22 protein-coding genes are annotated in these 25,940 nt (G+C 54.2%); 8 read left to right on the top strand and 14 right to left on the bottom strand.

The genetic code is table 11. From position 1 onward, the window contains the following. Positions 1-23: 23 nt before the first annotated feature. The 12 genes from ACFQ88_RS27265 to ACFQ88_RS27210 form a co-directional block, all read right to left on the bottom strand. Positions 24-1,016 (bottom strand): siderophore ABC transporter substrate-binding protein, encoded by a 993-nt coding sequence (locus ACFQ88_RS27265; RefSeq protein ID WP_379459105.1) that lies wholly within the window; start codon positions 1,014-1,016, stop codon positions 24-26. Positions 1,017-1,115: 99 nt separating this feature from the next. Next, entirely contained in the window at positions 1,116-1,874 is a 759-nt protein-coding gene (locus tag ACFQ88_RS27260) for an iron ABC transporter ATP-binding protein (RefSeq protein WP_379459103.1), read from the bottom strand. Beyond that, on the bottom strand, positions 1,871-2,818 hold the full coding sequence (locus tag ACFQ88_RS27255; protein WP_379459101.1) for an iron chelate uptake ABC transporter family permease subunit: 948 nt from the start codon (positions 2,816-2,818) through the stop codon (positions 1,871-1,873). The genes ACFQ88_RS27260 and ACFQ88_RS27255 overlap by 4 nt, the downstream gene beginning before the upstream one ends. Then, positions 2,808-3,761 carry an ABC transporter permease gene (locus ACFQ88_RS27250; RefSeq protein WP_239630657.1) on the bottom strand — a complete coding sequence of 318 codons (954 nt, stop codon included), beginning with the start codon at positions 3,759-3,761 and terminating at the stop codon, positions 2,808-2,810. Before ACFQ88_RS27250 ends, ACFQ88_RS27255 begins: the two co-directional genes overlap by 11 nt. A gap of 10 nt (positions 3,762-3,771) precedes the next feature. Then, positions 3,772-4,341 (bottom strand): nitroreductase family protein, encoded by a 570-nt coding sequence (locus tag ACFQ88_RS27245; protein WP_379459099.1) that lies wholly within the window; start codon positions 4,339-4,341, stop codon positions 3,772-3,774. 272 nt (positions 4,342-4,613) lie between these two features. Continuing rightward, positions 4,614-5,342 carry a glycerophosphodiester phosphodiesterase gene (locus tag ACFQ88_RS27240; RefSeq protein ID WP_379459097.1) on the bottom strand — a complete coding sequence of 243 codons (729 nt, stop codon included), beginning with the start codon at positions 5,340-5,342 and terminating at the stop codon, positions 4,614-4,616. A gap of 26 nt (positions 5,343-5,368) precedes the next feature. Continuing rightward, positions 5,369-6,712, bottom strand: a complete 1,344-nt coding sequence (locus ACFQ88_RS27235) for an ABC transporter substrate-binding protein (protein ID WP_239630654.1) — start codon at positions 6,710-6,712, stop codon at positions 5,369-5,371. A gap of 495 nt (positions 6,713-7,207) precedes the next feature. Next, positions 7,208-9,022, bottom strand: coding sequence for a rhamnogalacturonan lyase (locus ACFQ88_RS27230; RefSeq protein ID WP_379459443.1), 1,815 nt, complete (start codon positions 9,020-9,022; stop codon positions 7,208-7,210). A gap of 266 nt (positions 9,023-9,288) precedes the next feature. Then, on the bottom strand, positions 9,289-9,705 hold the full coding sequence (locus tag ACFQ88_RS27225; protein ID WP_379459073.1) for an SRPBCC family protein: 417 nt from the start codon (positions 9,703-9,705) through the stop codon (positions 9,289-9,291). Between the two features lie 69 nt (positions 9,706-9,774). Then, the gene (locus ACFQ88_RS27220; RefSeq protein WP_379459071.1) at positions 9,775-10,665 is read right to left on the bottom strand and encodes an AraC family transcriptional regulator; all 891 of its coding nucleotides are present in this window, start codon (positions 10,663-10,665) and stop codon (positions 9,775-9,777) included. Between the two features lie 297 nt (positions 10,666-10,962). Further along, positions 10,963-13,644: a phosphoenolpyruvate synthase gene (locus ACFQ88_RS27215; RefSeq protein ID WP_379459069.1), complete on the bottom strand. Its 2,682-nt coding sequence runs from the start codon at positions 13,642-13,644 to the stop codon at positions 10,963-10,965. A gap of 15 nt (positions 13,645-13,659) precedes the next feature. Next, positions 13,660-14,214 (bottom strand): TetR/AcrR family transcriptional regulator, encoded by a 555-nt coding sequence (locus ACFQ88_RS27210; RefSeq protein WP_239635615.1) that lies wholly within the window; start codon positions 14,212-14,214, stop codon positions 13,660-13,662. Positions 14,215-14,399: 185 nt separating this feature from the next. On the opposite strand from ACFQ88_RS27210, the gene ACFQ88_RS27205 reads away from it, so the two are divergent. Then, on the top strand, positions 14,400-15,221 hold the full coding sequence (locus ACFQ88_RS27205; protein WP_379459067.1) for a class I SAM-dependent methyltransferase: 822 nt from the start codon (positions 14,400-14,402) through the stop codon (positions 15,219-15,221). Positions 15,222-15,400: 179 nt separating this feature from the next. Here ACFQ88_RS27205 and ACFQ88_RS27200 read toward each other — a convergent pair whose 3' ends face one another. Together ACFQ88_RS27200 and ACFQ88_RS27195 are read right to left on the bottom strand one after the other, a co-directional pair. Further along, complete coding sequence (locus tag ACFQ88_RS27200) at positions 15,401-16,042, bottom strand: NAD(P)-dependent oxidoreductase (protein ID WP_379459065.1); 642 nt, start codon at positions 16,040-16,042, stop codon at positions 15,401-15,403. Between the two features lie 352 nt (positions 16,043-16,394). After that, entirely contained in the window at positions 16,395-16,856 is a 462-nt protein-coding gene (locus ACFQ88_RS27195; RefSeq protein WP_379459063.1) for an SRPBCC domain-containing protein, read from the bottom strand. Positions 16,857-17,275: 419 nt separating this feature from the next. On the opposite strand from ACFQ88_RS27195, the gene ACFQ88_RS27190 reads away from it, so the two are divergent. The 7 genes from ACFQ88_RS27190 to ACFQ88_RS27160 all read left to right on the top strand — a co-directional run bounded on the left by ACFQ88_RS27190 (position 17,276) and on the right by ACFQ88_RS27160 (position 25,900). Beyond that, complete coding sequence (locus ACFQ88_RS27190; protein ID WP_379459061.1) at positions 17,276-17,899, top strand: TetR/AcrR family transcriptional regulator; 624 nt, start codon at positions 17,276-17,278, stop codon at positions 17,897-17,899. Positions 17,900-17,922: 23 nt separating this feature from the next. Further along, positions 17,923-20,292: a PEP/pyruvate-binding domain-containing protein gene (locus tag ACFQ88_RS27185; protein WP_379459059.1), complete on the top strand. Its 2,370-nt coding sequence runs from the start codon at positions 17,923-17,925 to the stop codon at positions 20,290-20,292. A gap of 341 nt (positions 20,293-20,633) precedes the next feature. Continuing rightward, complete coding sequence (locus tag ACFQ88_RS27180; protein WP_379459015.1) at positions 20,634-21,686, top strand: LLM class flavin-dependent oxidoreductase; 1,053 nt, start codon at positions 20,634-20,636, stop codon at positions 21,684-21,686. Positions 21,687-22,021: 335 nt separating this feature from the next. After that, a complete protein-coding gene (locus ACFQ88_RS27175) occupies positions 22,022-22,825 on the top strand; it encodes an AraC family transcriptional regulator (protein ID WP_379459013.1) in 804 nt (267 codons plus the stop codon). 98 nt (positions 22,826-22,923) lie between these two features. Then, positions 22,924-23,895 carry an ABC transporter substrate-binding protein gene (locus ACFQ88_RS27170; RefSeq protein ID WP_379459011.1) on the top strand — a complete coding sequence of 324 codons (972 nt, stop codon included), beginning with the start codon at positions 22,924-22,926 and terminating at the stop codon, positions 23,893-23,895. 2 nt (positions 23,896-23,897) lie between these two features. Next, on the top strand, positions 23,898-24,920 hold the full coding sequence (locus ACFQ88_RS27165; RefSeq protein WP_379459009.1) for a FecCD family ABC transporter permease: 1,023 nt from the start codon (positions 23,898-23,900) through the stop codon (positions 24,918-24,920). Beyond that, the gene (locus ACFQ88_RS27160; RefSeq protein ID WP_379459007.1) at positions 24,917-25,900 is read left to right on the top strand and encodes a FecCD family ABC transporter permease; all 984 of its coding nucleotides are present in this window, start codon (positions 24,917-24,919) and stop codon (positions 25,898-25,900) included. The genes ACFQ88_RS27165 and ACFQ88_RS27160 overlap by 4 nt, the downstream gene beginning before the upstream one ends. The last annotated feature ends 40 nt before the right edge of the window (positions 25,901-25,940 follow it).

The following is a 25,940-nucleotide window of genomic DNA, read 5'->3' as shown; positions in this document are numbered from 1 at the left end:
TCACGTGGAACGAAATCCACGTCTTATTTATAAGCCTTTGCCACTTCGCCAACCATCTCCGCTACGGAAACAAGGCCGCCGCCGGACAAGTACCAGTAGTTCTGATCCAGGTAAACGATATTTTTGTTCGCATACGCTTTGGTCTTCTTAACCAGCTCGTTTTCTACCAGTGCTTTCGCGCCTGTTTTGGCTTCGCCGCCAACCGCAGCACCGCGGTCTACTACGAACAAGTACTCCGGATTTTTCTCGGCAATAAATTCGAAGGAAATGCTTTGTCCGTGAGTGGACACTTCCAGGTTTTTCTCAACCGCAGGGATTCCCAGCACGTCGTGGATCAAGCCGAATCGGGAGCCTGGTCCGTAAGCGCTGATCGTGCCGTCGTTAGCCAAGATAACCAGAGCGTTTTTGTTGGATGCCGCAACCTTCGCTTTTACGTCCTTGATCGATTGCTCTATTTTCGCTACTTCCGTATCGACAACGGATTCCTTGCCGAAAATTTGACCGATCATTTTCATGTTGGTTTTAAACGAATCCATGAAGTTTTTGTTGTCTACGCCAACGTACAGGGTCGGAGCCAACTTGCTGAGCTCAGGGTATGCAGCCGATTGTCTTCCGGAAATGAGGATAAAGTCCGGTTTGATGGAGCTGATTTTCTCGTAATCCGGCTCCTGCAGCGTTCCGATGTTTTGGTACTTCGCATCTTTATATTTTGCCAAGTAAGGAGGCAGGTTCTTTTGAGCGACGCCCGTTACTTCCACGCCCAGCTTATCCAGCGTGTCCAATGCGCCGAAATCGAATACGATGACTTTTTTGGGGTTTTTCTTTACTTTGGTCTCACCCAATTGATGCTTGAAGGTCAGCTCTTCATTGGACGCCGGTGCCGGTGTTGCCGTCTGTCCGCCGCCGCTTCCTGCTGCAGGAGCCGCACCATTCGAGCTCGAGCCTGTAGTGCCGCAAGCTGCAGCGAATACTGCCAAACAAATCATCAGCATAAGCATAGGTAAACTTTTTTTCATATTAACCACCTCTTTAGTTTTTTGAAAAGTAATTATTTGAACGGCAGCTTGTCACAAACAAACCACCAAATAATTCTATAAACCAGAACTCCATTTAGCTCAGCTGAAGTAAACGCAAATTTTGTTGCCGTTGATCGTCTCGATCGGGATGTCCATATCGTAAACCTCGCGCAGGACGGAGGATTCGATGATCTGATCGGTTGGTCCTTCCTTCACAACCTTCCCGTTCTTCAGCGCGACGATATAGTCGGAGTAACAGGAAGCGAAGTTAATATCGTGGATGACGATGATCACCGTCTTGCCGAGCTCGTCGACCAGGCGTCGCAGCACCTTCATAATTTGCACGGAATGGCGCATATCGAGATTGTTCAACGGCTCATCCAGCAGCACGTATTCGGTATTTTGCGCAATGACCATGGCGATGTACGCCCGCTGATTTTGCCCTCCGCTCAATTGGTCCAAATATTTGTGCTGCATGTCGCCAAGCTCCATATATTCAATCGCTTCATCGACATGCTTCCAGTCCTCCGGAGTGAGCTTTCCTTGGGAATAAGGGAACCGTCCGAACGAGACGAGCTCCCGGACCGTGAGCCGGACATTGATATGATTGGACTGCTTCAGGATCGAGATTTGCTTTGCCAAATCCGTGCTTTTGCACTGCCCGATCTCCTTGCCATCGATGTAAACCTCTCCAGCATCTTTGGCCGTAATACGGCTGATCATGGACAGCAGCGTGCTTTTACCGGCCCCGTTAGGTCCGATGAAGGAAGTGATTTTCCCCTTGCCGATTTGCAGCGACACGTTCTCTACGACCGGCTTGCCTCCGTATGCTTTGGATAGTTGCCTGACTTCAATCATGATTTGTTCTCCCTCAACAGAAGATATAGAAAGTAAATGCCGCCGATCAAATTGATGATGACGCTGAGCGTGGTGGTGAACGTAAATACTCTCTCGACGATCATCTGCCCGCCGACCAATGCAATAATGCTGATGAGAATCGACGCGGGAATCAGTACGGCGTGCCGGTACGTTTTCATAAATTGATAGGTGACGTTGGCCACGAGCAGGCCGAGGAACGTAATCGGTCCTACCAGCGCGGTCGCTACGGAAATGAGTGCGGCGATGATGATCAGCAGCCGTTTGACGACAAAATGATAATTGACGCCGAGATTGATCGCCTGATCCTTGCCTAACGACAGCACATCCATATATTTCGCGAACCGGGAATAATAGACCGCGATCAAAACAATGACCACGCAGCATATCGTCGTCAGCTGGCCTTGCACCTTGTTGTAGCTGGCGAACATTTTGCCCTGCAGGACGAGGAACTCGTTCGGATCGATCAGCACCTGCATGAACGTCGTCAAGCTTCCGAGCAGCGTCCCGAGCACAATCCCGATCAGCAGCAGAAAATACAGATTGTTCCCTTCGCGCTTGAACATCACCTTGTACAGCAGCCCGGCAAACAGCATCATCAGAACGAGCGTCATGGCGAAGTTGATATTGTTGTCGACCAGCAGCTTCGTAGTCGAGCCGAAGGCATAGACGACGGCGGTCTGCGCCAGCATGTACATCGAATCGAGCCCGATGATGTTCGGCGTCAGGATCCGGTTGTTTGAAATCGTCTGGAAGATGACGGTGGAAAAGGCGATACAGGCGCCGGTCAGCACGATAGACAACACTTTCCAGCCTCGGCGAGGCAGAATATAGCTCCAATTGTCGCCGACTTGAATGAATAAGAAGAGGGCGATAAGCGCCAGGGCGACAACGGATAACGACGCGATTTTTGCTCTATAAGTCATAAGCCTTTCTCCTCAACAGTAAGTAAAGAAAAATACCGCTTCCGAGCACTCCGACCGTTAGGCCGATTGGAATTTCAAACGGGTAGATGATCACCCGGCCCAAAATATCGCAGAACATGACGAATACAGCCCCCAGCAAGGCGGTATGCGGAAGGTTTTTCTTCAAATTATCGCCGTGGTACAAGGTGACGATATTAGGGATGATCAGCCCGAGAAAAGGAATCGTCCCTACCGTCAGCATCACGACGGAGGATACAAGAGCTACGATGACGAGACCGAGGTTGACGACTTTTTTGTAATTCAGCCCGAGGTTGACGGAGAACTCCTCCCCCATCCCGGCAATCGTAAATTTGTTGGCATACAAATAGGCGATAATAACGACCGGTATGCTCAAGTACAGCAGCTCATAGCGGCCTTTCATCGTCAGAGCGAAATTCCCCTGCAGCCAGGACGAAAGATTTTGAATCAAATCGTACTTGTAAGCAAAAAAGGTGGAGAACGATGAAATGATGCCTCCGAACATCAACCCGACGAGCGGGATGAAAATGGCATCTTTATATTTCACCTTGTCGAGAATTTTCATAAAGACAAACGTGCCGAGCAGAGCGAACACGAAAGCGACAAGCATCTTCTGCATCGGCGTCGCGGAGGTGAACAGCAGCAGCGAAACGAGAATGCCCAAACGGGCGGAATCGTCGGTGCCTCCCGTCGTAGGAGACACGAACTTGTTGCGGCTGAGCTGCTGCATGATCAGTCCGACGACGCCCATGCTGACGCCGGCAATAATGATGCTGATCAAGCGCGGGAAGCGGCTGATGAACAGCACCTGCAGCTGGTCTTCGGTCAGCTTGAACAGCTCCCACGGTTTGATCTCTTTGACCCCTATGAATATAGAGGCGATCGATAGCACGATAAGCAGGACAACCAAATATCTTAATTTCACGTCATTTCACCTAGTTGGCCTGATTAATAATCGTAGTCAGCTCGGCTGCCGGTATTCTCGGCTGAGGCGCCGGCACCTTGCCCGGATAGCCCAGATGGAGGCTTCCGACGATTTTTTCGCCGGGTCCGACGCCGTAAGCGTCCCGGAACGCCTGCACATGGAGCAGCGGATACGTCTCCCATACAAGCCCGAGCCCTTGCTCCCACGCCAGCAGGCTGAAGTTCTGCACAATGCAGCTGACCGAGGCGTAGTCTTCTTCCCATACGACAGGCTGCGTATTTTCTTTCATTACTACGGCAATGAACATCGGCACCGAGGTGAACCGGTTGTAAAACTTCTCGGCAAGCTCCTGGCTTTTCTCAGGATTGCTCTCCCGCTTCGCAGCAAAGGCGCTGGCAGCGTCCGCCAGTCTTTTGCGGCCTTCTCCATGGACGATAACAAACCGCCACGGCTGGGTCATTTTATGGTTAGGAGCCCATACCGCCGTATCGAGAAGCTCCTGCACAAGCTCGATATCGACAGGACGATCCTCGAATTGATGGACAGAACGTCTTTCTTTAATCAACCGGGCCAATTCCATGCTACTTTTCCCCCTGTTTTTCTTATCACTTGCTTGCATCGTATGATCTAATCGCAAGTGATAATCATTATCACTGAGATTCATTTTCACATGAATTGCGCTGCAGAGGAATGGACTTTTCTTTTTTTTGTTTGGACTTTTCTTGATTTGTAACAGGATTTCCACATGTTTACAATAAAAGAGACCCTTTGTGCAAGAAACGCACAAAGAGCCTTTGGATTTAAACCATGCACTTCATCGGCAGGCAGCCCACTCGGGCAGACAACCATCGTCTAAGACAAGCTAAGGTTTTTTAATGCGATCAACCTGGATACTTCCTTCGTCGTCATGGCATCGACTCCGGATTCGATCAGCTGCTTCATCGTATCAGGATCGTTGACGGTGTACACCCATACCGCAAGACCGTTCCGGTGAGCCAGCTCGATCACCTCCCTGCGGCACGTGGCATGGTGCATATTCAAGCCGTAATACCGGCCCTCCACACCTTCTCTGCACACTTTTTCCGCAAATAAGCTATAGCTTGCCGACTCCTCTGGCGTCAGCTTGGTAGCCGTATTGAACACTACCCGAAAATCGCCGTTACGGCTTGTCATTCCGTCGCTGCTTCCGGTAATATACACCTGCCCGGCCATCTCGTGCTCTCGGACCAGCCGAATACACGGCTCTATCGCGTCCGTCGTTTTCAAATCCAGATTCAACTGCACTCCGTACTGTTTGGCTATGGGCAGTACATCCGCCAGCCGCACGATTTCAAGCCGCTCATACAGCGGACTGATTCTCGATCTGACGGGCAAGCTGTTCAAATCCTCGTAATCATATTCGTGAAGATACGGGGAATCGTCATGCAGCAAAACAACAGTGCCGTCCCGTGCGACGCGCAAATCGACTTCTATTACGTCGGCACCGAGCCTGATGCCCTCCATGAACGATTCTACCGTATTATACGGCGTATTATCGCATCCGGTATGCGCTCCGATCATAGGAAACGCCAGCGTCCCCATCTTCATCCGCTCCTTTTTCCGTTCCGCTACTTGCCCTTCTCCTCCTGCACGTTCTTGAGCGCCCTCTCCTGGGCATCCTTCAAGGCCGTGTTCACGTCTTTATTGCCCAAAGCCATGTTCTTTTGCTCGTCCCTAATAATGCTGGACGCCTTCGAGCCGTATACAGACGATTTGGGGGAAGGCGTCATTTTCGTCAAAAAGATGTTTTGAACGTTCTTCCCGTTGTAGCTGGGAAAATTTTTGGCATAATTGGCCTGTATCGCTTTATCCGGTATGGAGCTGATTCGGGCGTTCGCGCTGACCAGCATTTGCGTTTCCCTGGACACCGACTCGAGCAGTACCTGGAACGCTTCTTCTTTATGCTTGCTCGTTTTGGATATGAAGGTCATATGGGAGTCGACGGTCCTGCCGCTGCCGAGCTTATCCTGGAAATTCGGCAGCGCTGCGATATCCCAGTTGGTAAAGCCGGCTTTGGACGCCTCCTCCAGAGGAGCCGCCGCATCGTTCGTCCATTCCAGAAACATCGCGACGTTGCGGTCTTTGATCAGGCCGTTCCGGCCCCAGTTAAATTTGCCGTTCGGCCCGATTTGCCCCGGAATGTCATACACCTGCTTCAAAAAGGTGAATACACGCTTATATTCGGGCGATTCAAAATTCGGCGTGTCGTTGCTGTCGATGGCCAGAACGCCCAATTGGCCGGCTATCGTATCGCCGTAATTCGGCTCAAAGCCGATGTATTGGATTCCATCCTCCGTACGGTTGATTTTGCGGGCGAGAGGCAGTATGTCTTCAAAGCTCATAATGTCTTTCGGGTAGGGGATGCCGAACTTGTCGAAAATGTCCTTGTTATAGACGAGCATCCCGTAGTTAAGCGAAAAAGGGATCGAATACAGCTCTCCTTTGTCTCCTATCGACCGGATCTTATCCATAATCGCCTGATCGTAAATCGATAAATCCACCTTGTATTTCTTGACATATTCGTTCAAATCCTGCATAAGATCCAGCGACTTTAACAAAGCGAAATAACCGTTGCTGGCAAAGATAAGATCCGGTGTCTTGCCTGCCGCGATAAGATCCTCCAGCTCCGTTCCCTTCTCCGGCTTAATGTATTCCAAGGTAATATGCGGATATTTCTTTTTGACCGGCTCGGCGAAATACGTCTGGAAATCCTTCTCCGTGAAGCCTACGCTTTTATGGTTGGTCATCGTCAAGGTTACGGGCTCGGGGGCAGCCGTCGGTTTAGGCTCCTCCGCTTTGGCCGGCTGATTGTCCTTGTTCGCGGTCTGGCCGGATTGTCCGCTGCTGCAGGCTGGCAGCGATACGAGGAGCAGCGATAACGCCAGCATCCATACGCCCCATTTCTTATTCATCTTATCCCTCCATGCGTGCCATTGTTTTTTTCTAATCCTAAAAGTACGAATTCATCAATAACCGTCACACTAAAATTGAATGCGCTTTCACAAAACATCTCTTTTGTTTTCCGGTTGCAGCAGAGTTTCTACTGGATGATTGTACAGGATGGAGTAAGAGTACGAAGAAGGTTTGAGTTAATGCGGGTCAATAGCCTGGATGCCTTGGACTGATTCAGCACTTAACAATGGCTGTCGATGCAGATATTTCCTTGACTGATCGTCGCGAACGACACCTCCCGGCATAAAAAGATCATGGTTAGCATGAATGCGGCTCTTCACGAAGGAAAGCGCTTAACCTATTGTTTCCACTATACTACAGCGGTTTGACTATTGACAATTATTTTTTCAATGGGCTTGACTGCCTCTGTAAAGCCGCTTCGATAGAGGGGGTACGGCATGTCATATCGCTAAAACAAAAAACAACCGGGAGCCCTCCGTTCTCCCGGTTGTTCCTTATTTTTCCGTTCCTTCATTATGCTTCGTAACGTAGATAGCCGGAGCCGGAGGCTGTTCCATGCCGTGTCCCAAATAAAATCCGGGATGCGGCGGCTGGTTGTAGCAGACGTTCTGCCAGGCGACGCTCAACCGGTACACCGGATCGTGCATCAGCGTATGGATGCGGTGTTCGGTCACCTCCGTCGTAGAGTAGATGCGAAGCTCCGTGCTGTCCGCTGAACGCCAGATCACTTCCTCCCTCCAGTCCCCGAACAAATCGGCCTGCAGGCACGGATTGCCCTTCGTTCCGTTGTTGGACCGGGTCCCTTCCGGAGTCATCAGCGTGATGAGCCTTTCCTTCTCATAATCCCATTTATAAATCCGGCCTTCACCGATGCCGGTGTCCGGGTCATATTCGTGATCGAGCAGCTCGCGCAACAAATCGCCGTCCCACCATATGGCGAAATTGAACGATTGCGGAGTGACATCCGATATTTTCTCGCCGCGAATGTTATACAATCCGAAGCCGCCTTGCTTCCAGTGGTCCGATGACCACACCTCCGCTCCGTCATAGCGGGGATCGATATCGGCGGCAAGACCTCTGCCAATATCCGTGCTGGTCGGCAGTCCCCACAAAATTTCGCCGGTTCGGGCGTCATGGACTTCAATGCCCTTGTCCGAAGGGTTCTCATGGACCTGGTATACCTCCAGGCCAGGCCTGCTCGGATCGAGAGAGCCGACATGCATGGCATCGCCATGGCCCAGGCCGGTGACGTACAACCCGGTGCCGTCATGGTCGATGACGCAGGAGCCGTAGACGATCTCGTCCATGCCGTCTCCGTCGACGTCCGCCACGGCCACGCTGTGGTTGCCTTGCCCGGCGTAGCCGGCATAGCCCGGATTGTTGCTGTCGAACGTCCACACCTTGGTCAGCTCGCCGTCGCGCCAGTTGAAGGCAGCCAGCACGCTTCTGGTATAATAGCCGCGGCACATGACCAGGCTCGGCCTAACCCCGTCCAAGTATGCGACGCAGGCCAAAAACCGGTCGACCCGGTTGCCCTTGGAGTCACCCCAAGCGGACACATCGCCACGCGGCGGATCATAGTCGGTCGTCGCCAGCGCCCGGCCCGTCAATCCGTCGAAGACGGTGAGAAATTCCGGGCCTTCGAGAATGAAGCCCCGCTCGTTGCGGTAATCGGCATCCGGATCGCCGATCACTTGGCCTGTGCCGTCCACGGTGCCGTCCGCCGTCTTGCAGGCAATCTCCGCCTTGCCGTCTCCGTCGAAGTCGTACACCAGAAACTGTGTGTAATGGGCGCCGGCGCGAATGTTGCGGCCCAGGTCGATCCGCCATAGGAAGCGGCCGTCCAGCTTGTACGCATCCAAGTAGGCGTTGCCCGTATAGCCGGAGTGGGCGTTATCGTGCGAGTTGGACGGATCCCACTTGAGAATGATCTCGTATTCGCCGTCCCCGTCAACGTCTCCCACGCTCGCGTCATTGGCGCTGTACGTATACTCCTCCCCGGCCGGGGTAACTCCGCCTTCCGGCTTGCGCAGCGGAACCGAGTGGTAGTTGCTGCTCCACACGCTAACCGGGGCCGACTCCTCCAGCTCCTCCTCCCCGAATACAGGACGGACCGTGTAGGTGGATTCCAGCGTTCCCCGCTCGTCCAAATAATTGGTGCTTGTGCGAATCGGCGCGGCATTCACCTTCTCCCCGTCGCGGTACAAGTTGAAGGCGAAGTCCGCCGGCTCGGTGCCGAGCAAGCGCCATCCGACATAGACGCCCTTCTCTACCTTAATGGCGACGAGACCGCGCCCTATATGCTCCATCTGCCGAGGCAGAATATCTGTGTTTGGCTTGGTTACAGGGGTAGACTGATTGCTTGTCACAAGTAACATCTCCTTCTTCGAACAACGTTACTTTATTCATACCCTGTATAGTTCTTGCATTCAATTGCACTTTTTTGCAAACCGGTAGGAAACTTATTGCGCTATTGCACTTTTCTTGGCCTTCCCGCTTTAACTATGGCAAAAAAGCCAATCGAACGCTGCTGGAATGCTGCGTCGGTCGGCTTTTTCTTACATGCATAAACCATCTAAAGCTCGGTCCGGCTTTCGAGCACTTTTTTCAAGCTGTGCAAATCCCGCTCTACCATCCCGGCGTCATGCGCGAACTGCTCGTCCGACATGCCCGGCTGCTGGAACATGGTGAAGAGAAACTCGCTTCCCGAACCGTTCGCAACAACGCGCATCGCATTCATAATCGGCTGCCCGTCGCCTACGTAAACGTGATGATCGAGCACACCGAACTCGTTTCTTTCCACGAGCTTGAGATTCATCGGACCGTCTGGCGTCGTTACGACCCACCAGCCGTCATGCGACGGTTGAATGGACAAGCTAAACGAAGTCGCCCATTCGGGAAAATGTTGAAGCTCAAACACATAATCGTACACCTGTACAGGTGTCCTTTCAATGGAAACGGATAACGTTCTGGCATTAGCAATGGCTGCCATCGGCAGTTCTCCTTTCATCCTTCGGAAGATGGGGTGTAAAGAAGCGTTAGTCTTAAGTATACCCGCCGATTACCGTTTAGGATTGTAAAAATCGGACGCCAGATGGAATTCACGGGCGGCCACGACAGGAGAATCGCCGTAAAACCGTCTGAACTCATGAATCATATGTGATTGATCGAAGTAGCCATACTGCGCCGCCAAGGAAGCCCATTCCCGCTGCGGCTGGGATCTGATCTGCCGGACCAGCGATTGAAACCGGACGATTTCGGAAAACTTCTTCGGACTGACGCCGATCCATTGATCGAAATCCCGGTTCATCTGCCTGGAGCTGAGCACGGCTTCGGCAGCCAGCTCCTGAACGGAAGCCGTGCCGCCCGACGTAAAGATCCGGTGCAGCCAACCGCTCATCCGGTCGTGCAGCGGAGATGAACAGGCCGGCTGCAGCCAACGGGTAAGGGACTGCTCCAGCAGATGCACCATCCCATCCAGCGTCGGAGCCTCGGCGATCCGTTCGCCCAATTCATCCAGCTCGCCTGCCAGATCAGGTGCAGCGTCGTCCAGAAAGCACGACCGGTTCGTGAATTCGGCAATCCGCGATTTCAATAGAGGATATGCGCCTCCCGGGAACAACCGGACTCCAAGCTTGAATGACGGACGTACATCATCATACGCAATAGAAAAAGGGCGCTCCAGCAGACCGATGTACCTTATACGATATTGGCCGTTCGTCAAATCCCGCTCGAATAAAATGTCCGTACAACCATCCGGAATCACCCGATCCGGCACCGAGTCCGGATCCGAAGCTTCGGGAGTCCCGTCCGCCACCGGCTCCGACGCCCAATAACACGAAACGTAGGGCTGCAATAACGGCGACGGCTCGATTTCCACATACGAGCTGGAAGTGACTCTTCCGTTTCCTTGAACCGGCCGGAACAACGAATGCAGCTTGGCTTGTTGCATAGGCTCCCTCCTTTGACTGCCGAAAGCCGGAATGTCCCGGATCATAGAATAGATCCGATTATAGTACCTTCAGGATACGTCCTGAAGCGGTGCGATGCAAGCTGCAAAAGGTTTCTTGGCTTAGGGGAAGCGGGCTGCAACAGAAAAGGATAATCGAATGGAATCACGACCGCTTACTTACGACCGGTACAACAAGAGCAAGGTAAGCAGCGCCTTAACCTCTTTCATAACGGAAGCCGGGGACATAAGCGTTCTGTCCCCGGCTTCCGTTTTATCTTTGAGGAGTCGGGTCCAAGCCTATTCGGACGGCTCCGGCTTCTCTAGTATGAGTACATAGCCGCGGGTCCCGTCCAGGCGGATCCGGTCCCCGTCCTTGATGCGCTTGGTCGCATCGTCGATGCCGACCACTGCCGGCAGCCCGTACTCGCGGGCCACGACCGCACCGTGCGTCATGAGCCCGCCGACCTCCATGACCAGGCCGACCGCCGAATGAAACAGCGGCGTCCAGCCCGGGTCGGTGAACGGGGCGATCATGATCTCGCCCTTGTTCAGCTTCGCTTCGTCGGGCCGCAGCACGACGCGCGCGATCCCTTCCACCACGCCGGCGGATACGGGCGTGCCGAGCAAGGCCCCTGCCGGCGCGTCCTGCTGCCTGCGCCGGCCGGTGATGATTTCGCCTTCGCTGGTCATCACGCGCGGCGGAGTCAGTGACTGGAAGCGCGAGTAATCCCGCTTCCGCTCCTCCAGCATCTCGGCCAGCCCGGGCATGGGCTGCCCTTCGGTCAACTGCAGCAGCTCGTCGAGCGTCAAATAGAAGACGTCTTCCTCCGACTGCAGTACACCCGCCTCCACCAGCCGCCGCGTTTCTTCCTGCATCGCCTGCCGGATAAACCCGAACAAGCGGATCATCATATATTTCGGATGCTCTCTTAAGCCCATCATGCTGCGGTATACCCGCACCAGCCGGGACAATAGCTTCGCCCGGAGCCAGCCGAAGGGCAGGGCCCGCACGCGGTTCGCGAGCTCGCGGGCGGCCGCTTCGGCTTCCCGGGCTCCCTCGGCAAACCGCTCTCTATGCTCGCCCGGCTTCATGGTGCGCATATGGTTATCGATCGACGGCAGCAGCGTGCTCGCATCCTCGCGCCACCGCTTTCGGGTCATGTCGATCTCCCCGGGGCAGCGCATGCCGTACAGCTCCATGAACCGGTCCCACTCCCGCAGGAAAGCGGCTCCCCCTTCCACCGTCTGCAATTGACTACGGAAGTGGACGGGATCTCCATGCCGGATCAGCTCAACCACCTGCGGCTTATCTCGCGCCGCATCGGCCAAATCGCCGATCATAAGCCCGAGCTCGCTCGTTACATTGCCATGCAGCGACTTGTTCAGCACCGGCATGATCTCCGTGTCGCCGAGCCATTTCGCCGCCAGCTTCTTAATCCAGATGGAAGCAATAATACCGGACAACGGGTAGCCGATCATTCGGGCAAACAAGGTGCGGAGAATGATCCCGGCCAGCTCCTGAATCCGGAGGATCCGCTGCGAGCCGGTGACGCCGGACAAGCGGACCATTCCCTCGTGGACGAACGTCTCCATCCACTCGTTCGCTTCCTTGGCCGCCCGCTCCGGTACGGCGAAGAACAGGTTGCTCGCCGCTTTGCCCGCAATCGGAACAAAAAACCGCAGCAGCTCCATCTTCATCCCGGGCTGAGGCGGCAAGCCCCTGACGAACGAATCTTTGCGGATGAACTCTTCGATGCCGCTCGCTATCCGCTCGTCGATATTGCTCAGCACCTTCGGCAGTGCCCGGCGGGCCGGCTTCAGCGTGAACGCCTGCGTAATATCGATGAACATTCTCCCTCCGGCGACATAAGCCTGGTCGCTCTCCGACCGTACGGAACGTTTGCCGAACGGAACCATCGTTCGCAGGACGGACAGCCCCATCGGCTTGATCGCATCCGTCATCATCTGCTGATGGCCGAAGGAGATCAGAATGTGCGGGGATTCTCCCTCAGCTACAGGCACGTCAGGCAGCGGATACAGCGAGGTGATCGGACGGCTCTGCACGATAAAGAGCTTGCCTTCGGCCCAGCACCATTCGATATCCTGATCGGAGCCGTAGTGCCGTTTGATCGTTTCGCCAAGACGGGCGAGCTCCACAATCAGCTCGTCGCTTAAGGCCTGCCGCTCCTGCATCGACTCGGGCAGGTCCCTTGTCTCGGTCCCGCCCTCGGGCAAGGAGTAGATTGCGAGCTTCTTGCGTGCGATTTTTTTCTCTATAATGCGCCCGGAGCGTACCTGGTACAAATCCGCCGAGACCAAGCCGGATACGAGCGCCTCACCGAGGCCGAAGCTCGCGTCGATGGAGACGGTCCCCCGATGCCCGCTGATCGGATCGGCGGTGAATAGGATTCCCGACACCTCCGGAAATACCATTTGCTGCACGACGACCGACAGCAGCACGGCCCGGTGGTCGAAGCCGTTCTTGGCCCGGTACGATATCGCCCGGTCGGTGAACAGGGAAGCCCAGCAGCGGCGGACGGCTTGAAGCAGCTGCTCTTCTCCGCGAACATTCAAATACGTGTCCTGCTGGCCGGCAAACGACGCCGTCGGCAAATCCTCCGCCGTAGCGCTGGAACGAACGGCATAAGCCTTGGACTCTCCGGATCGTCTCCAGCTGTCCACCAGCGCTTGACGGATGCCGCCGGGAATCTCGATCGTGACCAAATAGTCGCGAATCTCCCGCCCTAATGCGGCGATTTCGTCCAGCTGATCGGCCGTTACCGCGGCCAGCCGGGCGAAATAATCCTCCATCCTCGCACTCTGTCCGATAAAGGCCCGATAAGCTTCCGTTGTCACGCAAAACCCCGGAGGAACCGGAAAGCCCGCCCGGGTCATCTCTCCCAGGTTGGCTCCCTTGCCGCCTACCAGCGGCAGACTGGATTTATCGATCTGCTGGAAATCAAGCACGTAACCGTTCATGGAATCCACGCTCCCTTATTTTCGAATGCCCTCGATAAACATCGTAAATAACGTGTTCCCGACATCGACCATCCCCACCCCGTGCTTGGCGGCAAAGTCAGGCCGGGCAAAATGGCGGATGCTTTCGAGCATGATGACGGTAGCCAGCCTCGGATTTAGATCGCGGATCAAGCCGTCCTGCTGTGCTTGAGTGATCAGCTCTTCCAGAAACGACAGCTGCTTGACCCGAAACGCCTCTATCCGTTCCCACAGTCCGGGGATGAACTTTTGGATGTCCTCAAGAAACAGCGGGTTCAGCTTCACAATCTCCTGCTTAATGGCGGCAAAAACGAGCCCGATCATCGTCACGGCATCCGCCTCCTGCCGTCTCACTTCGGCGATGGCCGCTGCTATCGCCTTCATCGTCAGCTCCATCACCGCCTCGGCAATCTGCTCCTTGCCGCTGAAATACAAATAGAGCGTCTTCTTGCTCATCCCAAGCCTGGTTGCCAGCTCGCTTAAAGTGACGCTTCGGTATCCTTTTGCTTGAAACAGCTCGGCCGCAGCCTGCAAAATCCGCGTACGAATCATATCCTCCACTGAATTACCCTCCACTCCAGAAACCAAGGAAACCGAAATAATACTTCTTGGTTTCCATTTTACAAAACCTTAAACTATTCGTCAACGATGGACAAGCCCGACTATTGGACCCAATTTACATAGATTGGTACAATATAATCATCTTCATACCATTATTCATGAGCGGAGGAATGGGAATGATTCCGGAAGGCAACCTTAAAAGCAACATCGACCGATTTACAGGCTACCAAAATTTGTACGACAAATACCGCCCGGAGGCACCGCAAGCAGTCATCCGTATTTTAACGAATTACTTGGGTAGAAGACCCTCGATCGTTATGGATGTCGGCTGCGGAACAGGCTTGTCGACCTTCGTATGGAACGGCCATGCAGACCAAATTATCGGGGTGGAACCGAGTGACGACATGCGAAGCAAAGCTTTGGAAAAAGCGGCTGAATCCAGCGGTGACAGCGGCATCCGGTTTGTACCCGGTTATTCCAATCAATTGAACATGGAATCGGACAGCGTGGACATCATTACCTGCTCCCAATCGTTTCATTGGATGGAGCCGTCCAGCACCCTGCAGGAGTTTGCCCGAGTTCTTCGGGACGGCGGGGTGTTCGCGGCTTACGATTGCGATTGGCCTCCGACATTGACCTGGACCATTGAGCATGAATACAATAAGCTCATTCAAAAGTCGGACGCGCTGTTAAAGCAGCTCGTTGAGGAGAATAAGCAGGCGGTGAAACGCAACAAGGAGGAGCATTTGCAGCATATTCAAAACAGTAATGCGTTCCGCTTCGCCAAAGAAATCGTCTTTCACAATATGGAGCCGTGCGATGCCGAGCGTTATGCCGGACTTGCCATAAGCCAAGGTGGACTACAAACGATTCTGAAGCAAGGTTCAACCGCATTGGACGAAGATATTGTAGCATTTAGGTCTGTTGTGGAGGCTTATTTTCAAGGCAGAACGCTGGATGTCCTGTTCAGCTACCGGATGCGGCTCGGAGTGAAGTAGATATAGTCTCTTTTGTTACCGGCAATCTTGCTGAAATAACCCCACAAAGTGGACCTTTGGCTTCAAAGTCCATCAGATACTTTGCGGGGAGCCCCGATTATAAATTCTATATGTAAAAATGGAAAAAAAGCATCGGAGACCGATCTTGCGATCCTAAGTCTTCGATGCTTTTTGCTATCTTACTCGGCTTCGCCTACAACGGTAAACCGTTCATTGATATGCTGCGGATTCTCCAGCTCATCCAATACGGCAATCGCATAATCGGCGTAGCTGATGTAGCTGTTGCCTGCGGCGTTGACGATCAGATTGTCCTTGCCTTTGCGATAAGCGCCTGTTTTCTTGCCTTCCGGGTTGAAAAATGCCGCAGGGCTGAGGAAGGTCCAACGAATGCCCTCCGACGCCTGCAAGTCGACCAAGTTCTGCCCTTGATTCGACGCCGTTGCGAAGTACAGCGCAGGAAATTCCGGCGTATTCATCAAACGGGTTGTTTGCTGTTCGTCCACGAACAAGCTGCCTGCGCCGCCTACAACGAGCAAGCGGGTGTTCGGCGTGCCTTGCAGAGCTTGAATCAGAACTTTCCCCGCTTCTACATGTTGGTGCTCCTGACCAGGCGCTGCGCCGAACGCGTTGACGACGGCGTCAAACTCTTTTACATCCTCCGCTGTCAGCTGAAACACGTCCTTTTCCACTACGCGAACGTTGGCTTCGTTGATTTTGGAGCCGTCCCGTACCAACGCCGTCACTTCGTGACCGCGGCTCAAAGCTTCCTTGACGATCAAGCTTCCTGCTTTGCCTGCTGCTCCGATAACTGCAATTTTCATAGTATAGCCTCCTATTTTATATTGTAACTACATTAGTTACATCTTATAGTGAAAAAAACTCCAATCGGAGTACATCTAGGATGAGCGACCGCGTTTAGTAGTAGTTTTTATCGCCAAATAGAATTCTGCATCCGATGCGGAATTTTATAAATTCTATTGTGGTAAAAAAATTTTAGTTCACCATGCTGCTTAGTAAACAACGGCTTGCGCCATTACCTGTAACCATTATAGTTACAATATAAACTTGTTGTCAACCTCTTTCTTTGTTAGCATGATCCGATTCGGGTCAAAATACACAGCAAGCAGCGCCATACCGCCGTTTCCGGGGCTGGAGCTGCTTGTTATCGGATGCCTACCACGTCAGCGGCTTGCCTGTCTCAATCCATGTCTTGGTGCTGCTCAGCAAAAACCACCATGCCGAGACCGTGTTTTTATATGAAGGATCTTCCTCATGCCATTGATCGTGAGTCAGCATAAGCTTGGTGGAAACACCTGCCGGCTCGATCCGGTACGTAATCCGGGACTCGTAACGCTCCTGCCCCTCGTAATAGGATTCCCCGACATAGTGGGTAAAGCTCAACGTCTTGTTTGGCTCGCAAGCCAGAATCGTTCCGTACACATGAACCGTGCGGTCGCCCAGGTTTCCCGGACCGACATACTGAATGGAAGCCCCCGCCTCGAACGTCGACTCAATAACGCAGCCGGCATACACCGCCTTCACTCCTTCGGGAGATACGAGCGCTTCCCATACTTGCTCCGGCGTTCCCGCGACATAAAACTCATAGTACAAATCTTTCACATCATTGGCAGCCATTGCTCAGCTCCACCTTTCGCTTAAGCCTGTTATTCGTTGCTTGATAAGCATAGCATCGCTTTACTGACAACTACGGTCAGGGAAGCTTGAACGAAATGGCTTAGTGAACCAGGTACGGACTCGCCGCCGCGTGCTCCTAATCTGCATGGGTCGCTACCGCAGGTTGCTGCTTTTGTCGACCGTAGGCTTGGAAAAGGATCCGCAGCCGGTTAGTGCGGCAAAAGCAAGTAAACCCCCGGCTCTTCTGTAGGAAAGCAGCGGCGGTTTTGCAATGGATCGCTTGATGTTCGGATTGTTATTATTGGGCGCAGCATCCATACGAATACTCATTGACCAGAGTGGTCAATAGTGCTATGATGACTCCATTGACCAGAGTGGTCAAAGGGCATGGACCATTTTTTCGAAGGAGATGTTCCGGAATGCATGAGAAGTTTGTAAATCTGGAGCCGGAAAAGCAGGAGCGCATATTAAACGCAGCCATGAAGGAGTTTGCACAGAAAGGCTATAAAAACGCATCGACGAATGAAATCGTTGCTGAAGCAGGCATTTCCAAAGGGCTGCTGTTTCATTATTTCCACAATAAAAAGGATTTGTACCTGTATTTGTACGACTACATTATGGAAGTCATTGTGAAAGAATTTTTCGAGAAAATCGATCTGCAGCAGCGGGATATATTGGCCCGATTACGCCAGTGCGCCCGATTGAAAATGGAGATCATTCATAAACACCCGGAAATGTTCCATTTTGCGCTGTCAGCCAATCTGGAGGATGCCGAAGAGATCAAGTCGAAGCTGCAGCCGAGAAATAAAGAAATTTTGGCCAAGAGCTATGCCGCCCTGCTCGAGAACGTCGATACGACGGTTTTCAAGGAAGGGATCGATACGGAAAGAGCCGTCCGCATCATATTTTGGACGATCGAGGGCTATTCGAATCAGGAGCAGCAGCGGGTCAAGTCGCTCGAGTTGACCGAGGAATACTATGAGCGAGCGACAGCAGAGCTGGATCTGTATCTGGAGATGTTGAGGAAAAGCTTTTATCGATAACCGCCGCGAAGGAGATGTTTCATGTGGAACATTCGGTTGTAAGCTTTCAAGAGATCCGTCCGGAGCAAAAAGCGGATGCAGGAGGCAAAGGCGGCATGCTTTCCGTCTTGTACCAATCCGGCTATCCGGTACCGGAGGGCTTCGTCATTTTGCCGCCCGCTTTCGACGGTGATAAGCTGCTCGACTCGGCTTGGGAGCAGGTACTGTCCAAGGTGAATGCCATGAGATCCGGGCAGCGGGACATCCTGTTGGCGGTTAGATCCTCAGCCTTGAGCGAAGACTCCGCCCATGCCTCCTTTGCCGGTGAATTCGAGACCGTGCTTCAAGTGCGAAGCAATGAGGAGCTTATGGCGGCCATCGATAAAGTGCACGAGTCGGCACAATCCGAAAGAGTGAAAGTATACAGCTCGGTTCAAGGCATCGATGCAGCGCATGCCATGGCCATCGTTGTCCAGCGGATGATCCGGTCGGAGCTGTCCGGCGTCCTGTTTACCGCAGATCCGATAACCGGCAGCCACACGAGAATGGTAGGAAACTACGTACACGGCCTGGGCGAACAGTTGGTATCAGGAGAGTCGGACGCTCATGCCTTTGTATTAACCAGACCGAAAGGCATCTATGAAGGACCTGCGGAATGCAAAAAACACGCCACGGCCCTGTACGCTTACGCCTCCCGGATGGAAGCAGAGCTCGGCGCCCCTCAGGACATCGAATGGGCAGCGGCGGAAGGCAAGCTGTACATTCTTCAGGCACGTCCCATTACGACGTTAATGCCCGGAAACAAAGATACGTATGAATGGAACGATTCGCTCGACGGCGATTTCCTGTGGACGAATACGAATATCGGCGAGGCGATTCCCGATGTGATGACCCCTCTCACCTGGTCCGTATTGCGGTTCATCGACGAGGAGCAAAATATCATCCCGGGCTATTACATTTGGTCGGGCAATATTTGCGGAAGAGCTTATACGAATATAAGCGCTGCGCTGTCCCTCTTCCCTGCTGTCGGCGTCCCTATCAAGCTGACGCTGAGAAAAGTGAGTCAGGCGCTCGGCCAGGTACCGGAAGGGATGACGATCCCTGTGTACCCGTTCCCCCGGCTTCAGCTCCTGAAGGAGGTCATCGTCAAGCTGACGCGCTTCTTGAAAAAGCTGCGGAAAGCCGCGGCCTATACGCCTCATCATATCGAAAGTTCGCCTGAACGGTGTGCCGATATGACCTTGCGTATACGTAACATTTCAAGCAAGCAGGAGCTTTTGGCCTTATGGAAGGAACAGCTGCGTCCTTACGTCTTGACCGCCTGGTGGTCGCTGCTCTGGGGCGGGCGGAAGTACGGCGATATCGCCTATGCGCTGAACAAGAAGCTGACGAAGCTCGTCGGAACGGAGGATACCAATCTGCTGCTGTCCAATCTGCGTGGAAGCAGCGGCTTGGCCAGCCTCGGACCGGTTACTGGCATCGCGCAGGTTCTTCGCGGGGATCTGAGCCGCGAGCAATATTTGCGGCAGCACGGGCACCGCGGACCGCACGAGCTGGAGCTGTCGATCCCCCATCCTGCGGAGGATACACGCTGGTTGGACCAGCAGATCGAGGAATACCATCGCTCGGCTACGGATGTGGATGCGCTTCTTGCGAAGCAGCAGCGCCAGTACGAAGAGGCTTGGAGACGGTTCGAGCAGCGTCACCCCGGGCAGGCCGCACGGGTCCGCAAACAGCTCGCCAAGGCGTCGGCGAACGCCCAGCTCCGCGAATCGGCCCGTTCCGAATTCATTCGCGTCTACCGGGTTATGCGCGCGTTCCTGCTAAGAGCCGGTGAGCTTACGGCATTGGGCGACGATCTGTTCTTCCTCTACATCGAAGAGGTTCTGGATGTATTGTCCGATCATCGCGAAGCGGTGCAGCATATTCCCGCCCGTCGGATGACGTATAACCAATACCTGACGCTCCCTCCCCTGCCTACTCTCATCCGGGGGCGGTTCGATCCGTTCCGCTGGGCCGAGGATCCGAATCGGCGGGTGGACTATTACGACGCCACCCTTCCGGTTGCCGTCGCGGACGATGCCGCGGCGCTGCACGGGTTCGCCGGAGCCGCGGGGCGTATTGAAGGCAGCGTACGCGTGTTATCCCGTCCCGAGGACGGGGCTCAGCTGCTGCCGGGAGAGATCCTCGTCGCTTCTACGACGAATGTAGGCTGGACGCCGCTGTTTCCTAGAGCGGCTGCGATTATTACCGACGTCGGCGCCCCGCTGTCCCATGCGGCTATCGTCGCAAGAGAGCTTGGCATTCCTGCCGTCGTAGGATGCGGCAACGCCACGGCGAGATTAAGAACCGGTGACCGGGTCATCGTAGACGGAGGTCAGGGCGTCGTCGAGATCGTCGATCACCACATCTAGCTGCAATGAGAAAGGAACGTCTGTCCGGGACCGGATAAGACGTTCCTTTTTCGCGCATTTTTGTGAAATATACAGCTATCGCAGTCGCATTACTCTGACCTCTTACCAGACTGCTTACTCCGGACTTTTCCCCGCTTCCGGTCCAATAGTATCTTTTTGATACTATCTTACAAATAGGTTGGTACTTGTTATTAGGAATGTAATATATAATAATAAACTTTAGGGCTGTTTTTTATTTCAGCTGATTTTGCGCATGATGCCGTTCACATTGGTTACCCTGTTTAACATACGTATCCAATTACGATACATTCATCTTAACTTTCCGGGGAGGTTCTCATCCGATGGTTCAACCAAACGCAGCAGCAAATCAAGGAAAATCCATTGAACATATTACGCTGTCCGTTCTCGATCTCGCTCCTGTCGTTGCCGGCAGCACGCCTGCGGCTTCCTACCGCAATACGCTCGACCTGGCGCGTCATGCCGAGCAATGGGGCTATCACCGCTACTGGCTGGCGGAGCATCACAATATGCCTGGAGTGGCCAGCTCCGCCACATCGCTCGTCATTGGGTATGTCGCCAACGGCACGGAGAAAATCCGTGTAGGCTCCGGCGGCATCATGCTGCCGAACCACGCCCCGCTCGTGATCGCCGAGCAGTTCGGGACGCTGGAATCGATGTACCCGGGGCGCATCGATCTCGGCTTGGGAAGAGCGCCGGGATCGGATCAGCCGGCTATGCGGGCTCTGCGCCGCGGCCTCGGCAGCGACGGCCACGATTTTCCCGAGCAGCTGAGCGAGCTTCGCTCCTATCTCAATCCATCGCTCGGCAACCGTCCGATGGGAGTAAGAGCCGTTCCGGGCGAGGGCCTGAACATTCCGATCTGGCTGCTCGGCTCCAGCGGCTTTAGCGCCCAGCTCGCAGGCCAGCTGGGACTGCCCTTCGCGTTTGCGAGCCATTTCGCTCCGGACTATCTGCTCGCCGCGCTGGAGCTGTACCGCACTAACTTCCGCCCGTCCGAGGCGCTGTCCGAGCCTTATGTGATGGTAGGGCTCAATGTCGTTGCAGCCGATACGGACGAAGAAGCCACCAGACTGGCTACATCGATGCAGCAGCAATTTCTTAATATTATCCGCGGACGCACCGGTCAGCTGAGTCCTCCCGTCGACTCGATGGACGGCTTGTGGAGCGATCAGGAGAAGGCCATCGTTCATAAGCAACTCAGCTTTTCGATAGCGGGCAATAAAGAGACCGTCCGCGACAAGCTGCAGCGTTTCCTCGACTTGACCGGGGCCGACGAGATGATCGTGACCTCGCAAATTTACGACCATCAAGCCCGCTTGCGCTCGTATGAGCTGCTAATGGAAGCCGTGCGAGGCACAGCCGCAGCGAAATGAGAAAAACTCCTATCGGAGTACTTCAGGGATGAGCGACTGCGTTAAGAGGTTTTTTTATCGCCAATTGGAAAGATCTTCAATGAGCTTTATCGCTTTACCGAACTTAAACTTTCCAATGTGGTAAATGAAAAGCCCGAGACAGCCGGAGTACAAGGCTGCCGCGGGCTTTTTTCCCTTTTCATGGCACGACCCTGCGTTAGGCCGGCCGCTCTAGCGATTTTTGCTTGTGCTGGTCATAATAAATGTGTCAATATCAAGTAACGAGCATTTATGCAGTATGCTTTTAACATTTCATTTCATGTCTACCTATCCGACAATCGAAAGGGATGCCCTCTATGGATTTTCAACAGCTTGTGGCAATGATTCCGGTATTCGGACAATTGGAATTAAGCTCCCTCTCCCAGACCATTTCCGCGTCAGCGGGAACGCATCTTTTGATCATGGTACTGCGCGGCCATATTAGCGTCTCGTCGGAAGAGCAAGCCCCTGTCGTAGTGACACAAGGCTTCGCCTGCCATCCGAGCCGCCTGCCTCTTCATATTCAAGTTCCCAAGACCAAGGCTGCCGAGTACGCCGTCATCTCCTACCGCGTCTTTCCGGAGGAAAGCGTCTGGACCTTGCACGGGCCGCTTCGTACCCATAGCGAAATCAAAGTGAAGTATATGCTGGACGAGCTGATCCGCACGATTCACGAAATCAAAACGCAAACGGATGAGGAAGTCTCCATTCAGCAAATGCGCAAGCGTCTGATTTTGGAGCGGATGCTGTTTATTTATATATATGAGACTCATATGGGGGAAGACAAGAAAGCTTCGGCTGCGTCGATCGAGGAATCCGTGTCCTATATTAACGAGCACTATATGCTGAAGCTGACCCTCCCTATGCTGGCCCAGCGGGCCGGGATGAGCGAAGGCCATTATACGGTGCTGTTCAAGCAGCATACGGGCTCGACCATGACTCATTACCTGCGCCAAATCCGGATTGAGAAAGCGAAGGAAATGTTCATGCAAACCCGGCTGCCTGCCAAAGAAATCGCTCAAAAGGTCGGATTCGCCGATTATTTCCATTTCAGCCGCATTTTCAAGCAGGAAGTCGGCTGCTCGCCGACCGAATTTCTGAAAAGCCTCACCAAAATCTAAAAATATAACATGTCCGATCATGAAAATAGATATGGTACGCAGGGGGAGTTCCGGCTAAAATCAATTGAGAATAATTATTATTATCAGGAGGAATCATCATGCATCGCTGGTTTAACCGTACCCTACATACCGCTCTATTGCTTGTTTTTACAATCGCTCTAGCCGCCTGCGGCCAGTCGGCTGCTCCTCAAGCCTCGTCCGGAAATGCCGCGCCACAGCCTGCACCGGCAGCGCAAGCCGATACAAAGATTACCGTCGAGGACGCCATGGGCACAGTCACCTTGGCCAAGAAGCCGGAACGCATCGTCACGATGGACTTCAGCTTTACGGATATGCTCGTCACGCTGGGGATCTCCCCGACCGGCATCGCGGACGACAGCAGCCCGGATCTGTTCATGGATTCCGTCAAAAGCCAGCTGAAAGGCTACACTTCCGTCGGCTCCCGCTACGAGCCCAACATTGAATTGATCAGCTCGCTGAAGCCCGATTTGATCATCGTCGATATCAATAAGCACAAGAACGCGCTGCCGCAGCTGAAGGCTATCGCCCCTCTGCTCGTGCTGAACGATTTTCAAGCCGATTATGACCAAATGCTCAAAAACTACATAATTACCGCCAAAGCCGTCGGCAAAGAAGCCGAAGGAAAGAAGCGTCTGGATGAGCACAACAAGAAGATGGAAGAGGCGAAGAAAAAGATTAAAACCGCCAATTTGACCGTGCTTCCGGCTGTTGTGAATCCGAAAGGCTTCTTCGGCCACTCCGACCATTCCTACTCCGGATCAATCGTTAAGATGCTTGGGTTCAGCGATCCTCTGAAAAATGAAACCGCGTATCCGCAGCTGACGCTGGAGCAGCTCGTCGAAACGAATCCGCAGGCGCTCTTCCTGATGCCTACGGAGAAAGTGACGATTGCAGACGAATGGGCCAACAACCCGCTATGGAAAAAAATCGACGCCGTCGCCAACAAGAAAGTGTACACGGTCGAAAGACGCGATTGGTCGTTATCCCGCGGTATGCTGGGCTCGGAAAAAATCGCAGAAGATATTTTGAAGCAACTGGGAGATAAATAAGGATGGTCAAGAGCATCCCGATGGAAAAGCAGAGCCGGACATGGTTTCTGCTCTTCCTTTTTTCTTTGTCCTTCGTCCTGCTCGCCGCCGGCATCCTGTTCAGCCTCAAATGGGGCCAAGCGCAAGTGTCCTGGAGAACGCTGTACGAAGCTTTGACCTATCAAGGGCAGGAGAAGGCTCATTTATATATCCAGACGCTGCTCCTCCCGCGCACGCTGACGGCTTGCATCGTAGGCGTTCTTCTGGCATTGGCCGGATTGCTGACACAGCTGGTGACCAAAAACCCGCTCGCCTCCCCCCATATATTCGGTATCAATGCGGGGGCTTCCCTAGCCGTCGTGTTCGGCCTGGTCGTATTGTCGGATCTGTCGCTCATGGGGTCGATTTGGCTCGCTTTCGCCGGAGCGGCGGCGGGCGCCCTGCTGGTCTGGTCACTGGCCGGCTCCGGCCATAAACAATATGTCCGGCTGGCGTTGGCGGGCATTACGGTTCATTTCCTGCTGTCGTCATTGACCGAGGGGATGATTATCCTCAATCAGCAATCGACCGACAGCATGATGTTTTGGCTCGTCGGCTCGGTGAATCAGGCCGGTTGGCCGGAGGTGCGGGTGATCCTGCCGTTCCTGGCCGGCGGGCTGCTGCTGCTCGGGTTCATGCTCCCCTCGTTCCGGCTCCTGCTGATCGATGATGAAGTCGCAGCAGGCTTGGGCCAAAGGGTAACCGTCGTCAGAGCGATCGGCATGCTGCTCGTCATCGTCATGGCCGGCTCCTCGGTAGCCATCTGCGGACCGATAGGCTTCATCTGCCTCATCGTGCCTCATATCGCGCGAGCCTTGGTCGGCAGCCAATTGACGGTGCTTGCTCTGCTCACCGCGCTGCTTGGCGGCATCCTGCTCGTCTATTCGGACTTGCTCAGCCGCTTGATCGCGTTTCCGTTCGAATCGCCTGTAGGCATCGTCACCTCGGTAATCGGAGGTCCCTTCTTCATTTATTTGGCCCGCCGAAAAGGGGGTGCCTCGCGATGAGAAAACCGCTTGCTCTAGGCTTGGCGCTGCTTGCCTTAATTGTGTTGTCCGTTCTGTCCGTAAGCGTCGGCACCGTTGCCGTTCCCTTCGGCCAAGTGGGAGCCAGCCTCGTCTCGCCGGACAGTCCGACGTATTTTATCGTCCACGAGGTTCGGCTGCCGCGGGTGCTCGTCGGTATTCTGGCCGGCTTCGGCCTGGCGGTCGGCGGGGTCATCCTGCAGAGCGTGATCCGCAATCCGCTGGCCAGCCCCGATGTCATCGGCGTGACCAAGGGTGCCGGTCTCGCCGCCGCGGCGGTCATCTTCCTGTTCCCGAAGGCGCCCGGCTACGCGATTCCGGCAGCCGCGTTCGCCGGAGCGATCGTGGCGTTCGCGCTGCTGACGCTGCTCAGCCGGCGGTTGACCTTAACCCCCGCATCGCTCGCCCTCGTCGGCGTGGCCATTGGCGCGGTGCTTCAAGCGGGGACGCAATATTTGATCGTCACACATCCGACGAACATTAACATGGCGCTGCTGTGGCTGTCAGGCAGCTTATGGAGCCGGGGCTGGAAGGAGCTGTACGCCCTTCTGCCGTGGGTTGCCCTGCTCGTGCCCGTCGCATGGGGTAGCTTCTCCAAGCTGAACGTGCTCCAGCTTGGCGACGAGACGAGTGCCTCGCTCGGGCTGCGCCTCACCCGGCAGCGGTTCCTGCTCCTGCTGCTGGCCGTAGCCATCGCTGGCATATCCGTCTCGGCCGTCGGCGGCATCGGGTTCGTCGGGCTGATCGCCCCTCATATGGCACGCAGCCTCGTAGGAGGACGCCACCAATGGCTCATCCCATTGGCGGCATTGATCGGCGCCGATCTGATGCTGCTCGGCGACTGCCTAGGGCGCATCCTCATCATCCCGCGGGAAGTGCCGGTCGGCATTATGACCGCGATCATCGGCGCACCGTATTTCGTCTACCTGCTGCGCAGAGAGCGCTCCCGCCGATGGCGGTAACACTTGCTGGTGGCTCACAAAAAAATCCCCGGGCTCGTCT

This window comes from Paenibacillus sp. NPDC056579 (assembly GCF_042793215.1).
Taxonomy (GTDB): Bacteria; Bacillota; Bacilli; order Paenibacillales; family NBRC-103111; genus Paenibacillus_S.
The sequence above is the reverse complement of the archived record's forward strand: the minus strand, read 5'-3'. Positions and strand labels throughout refer to the sequence as shown.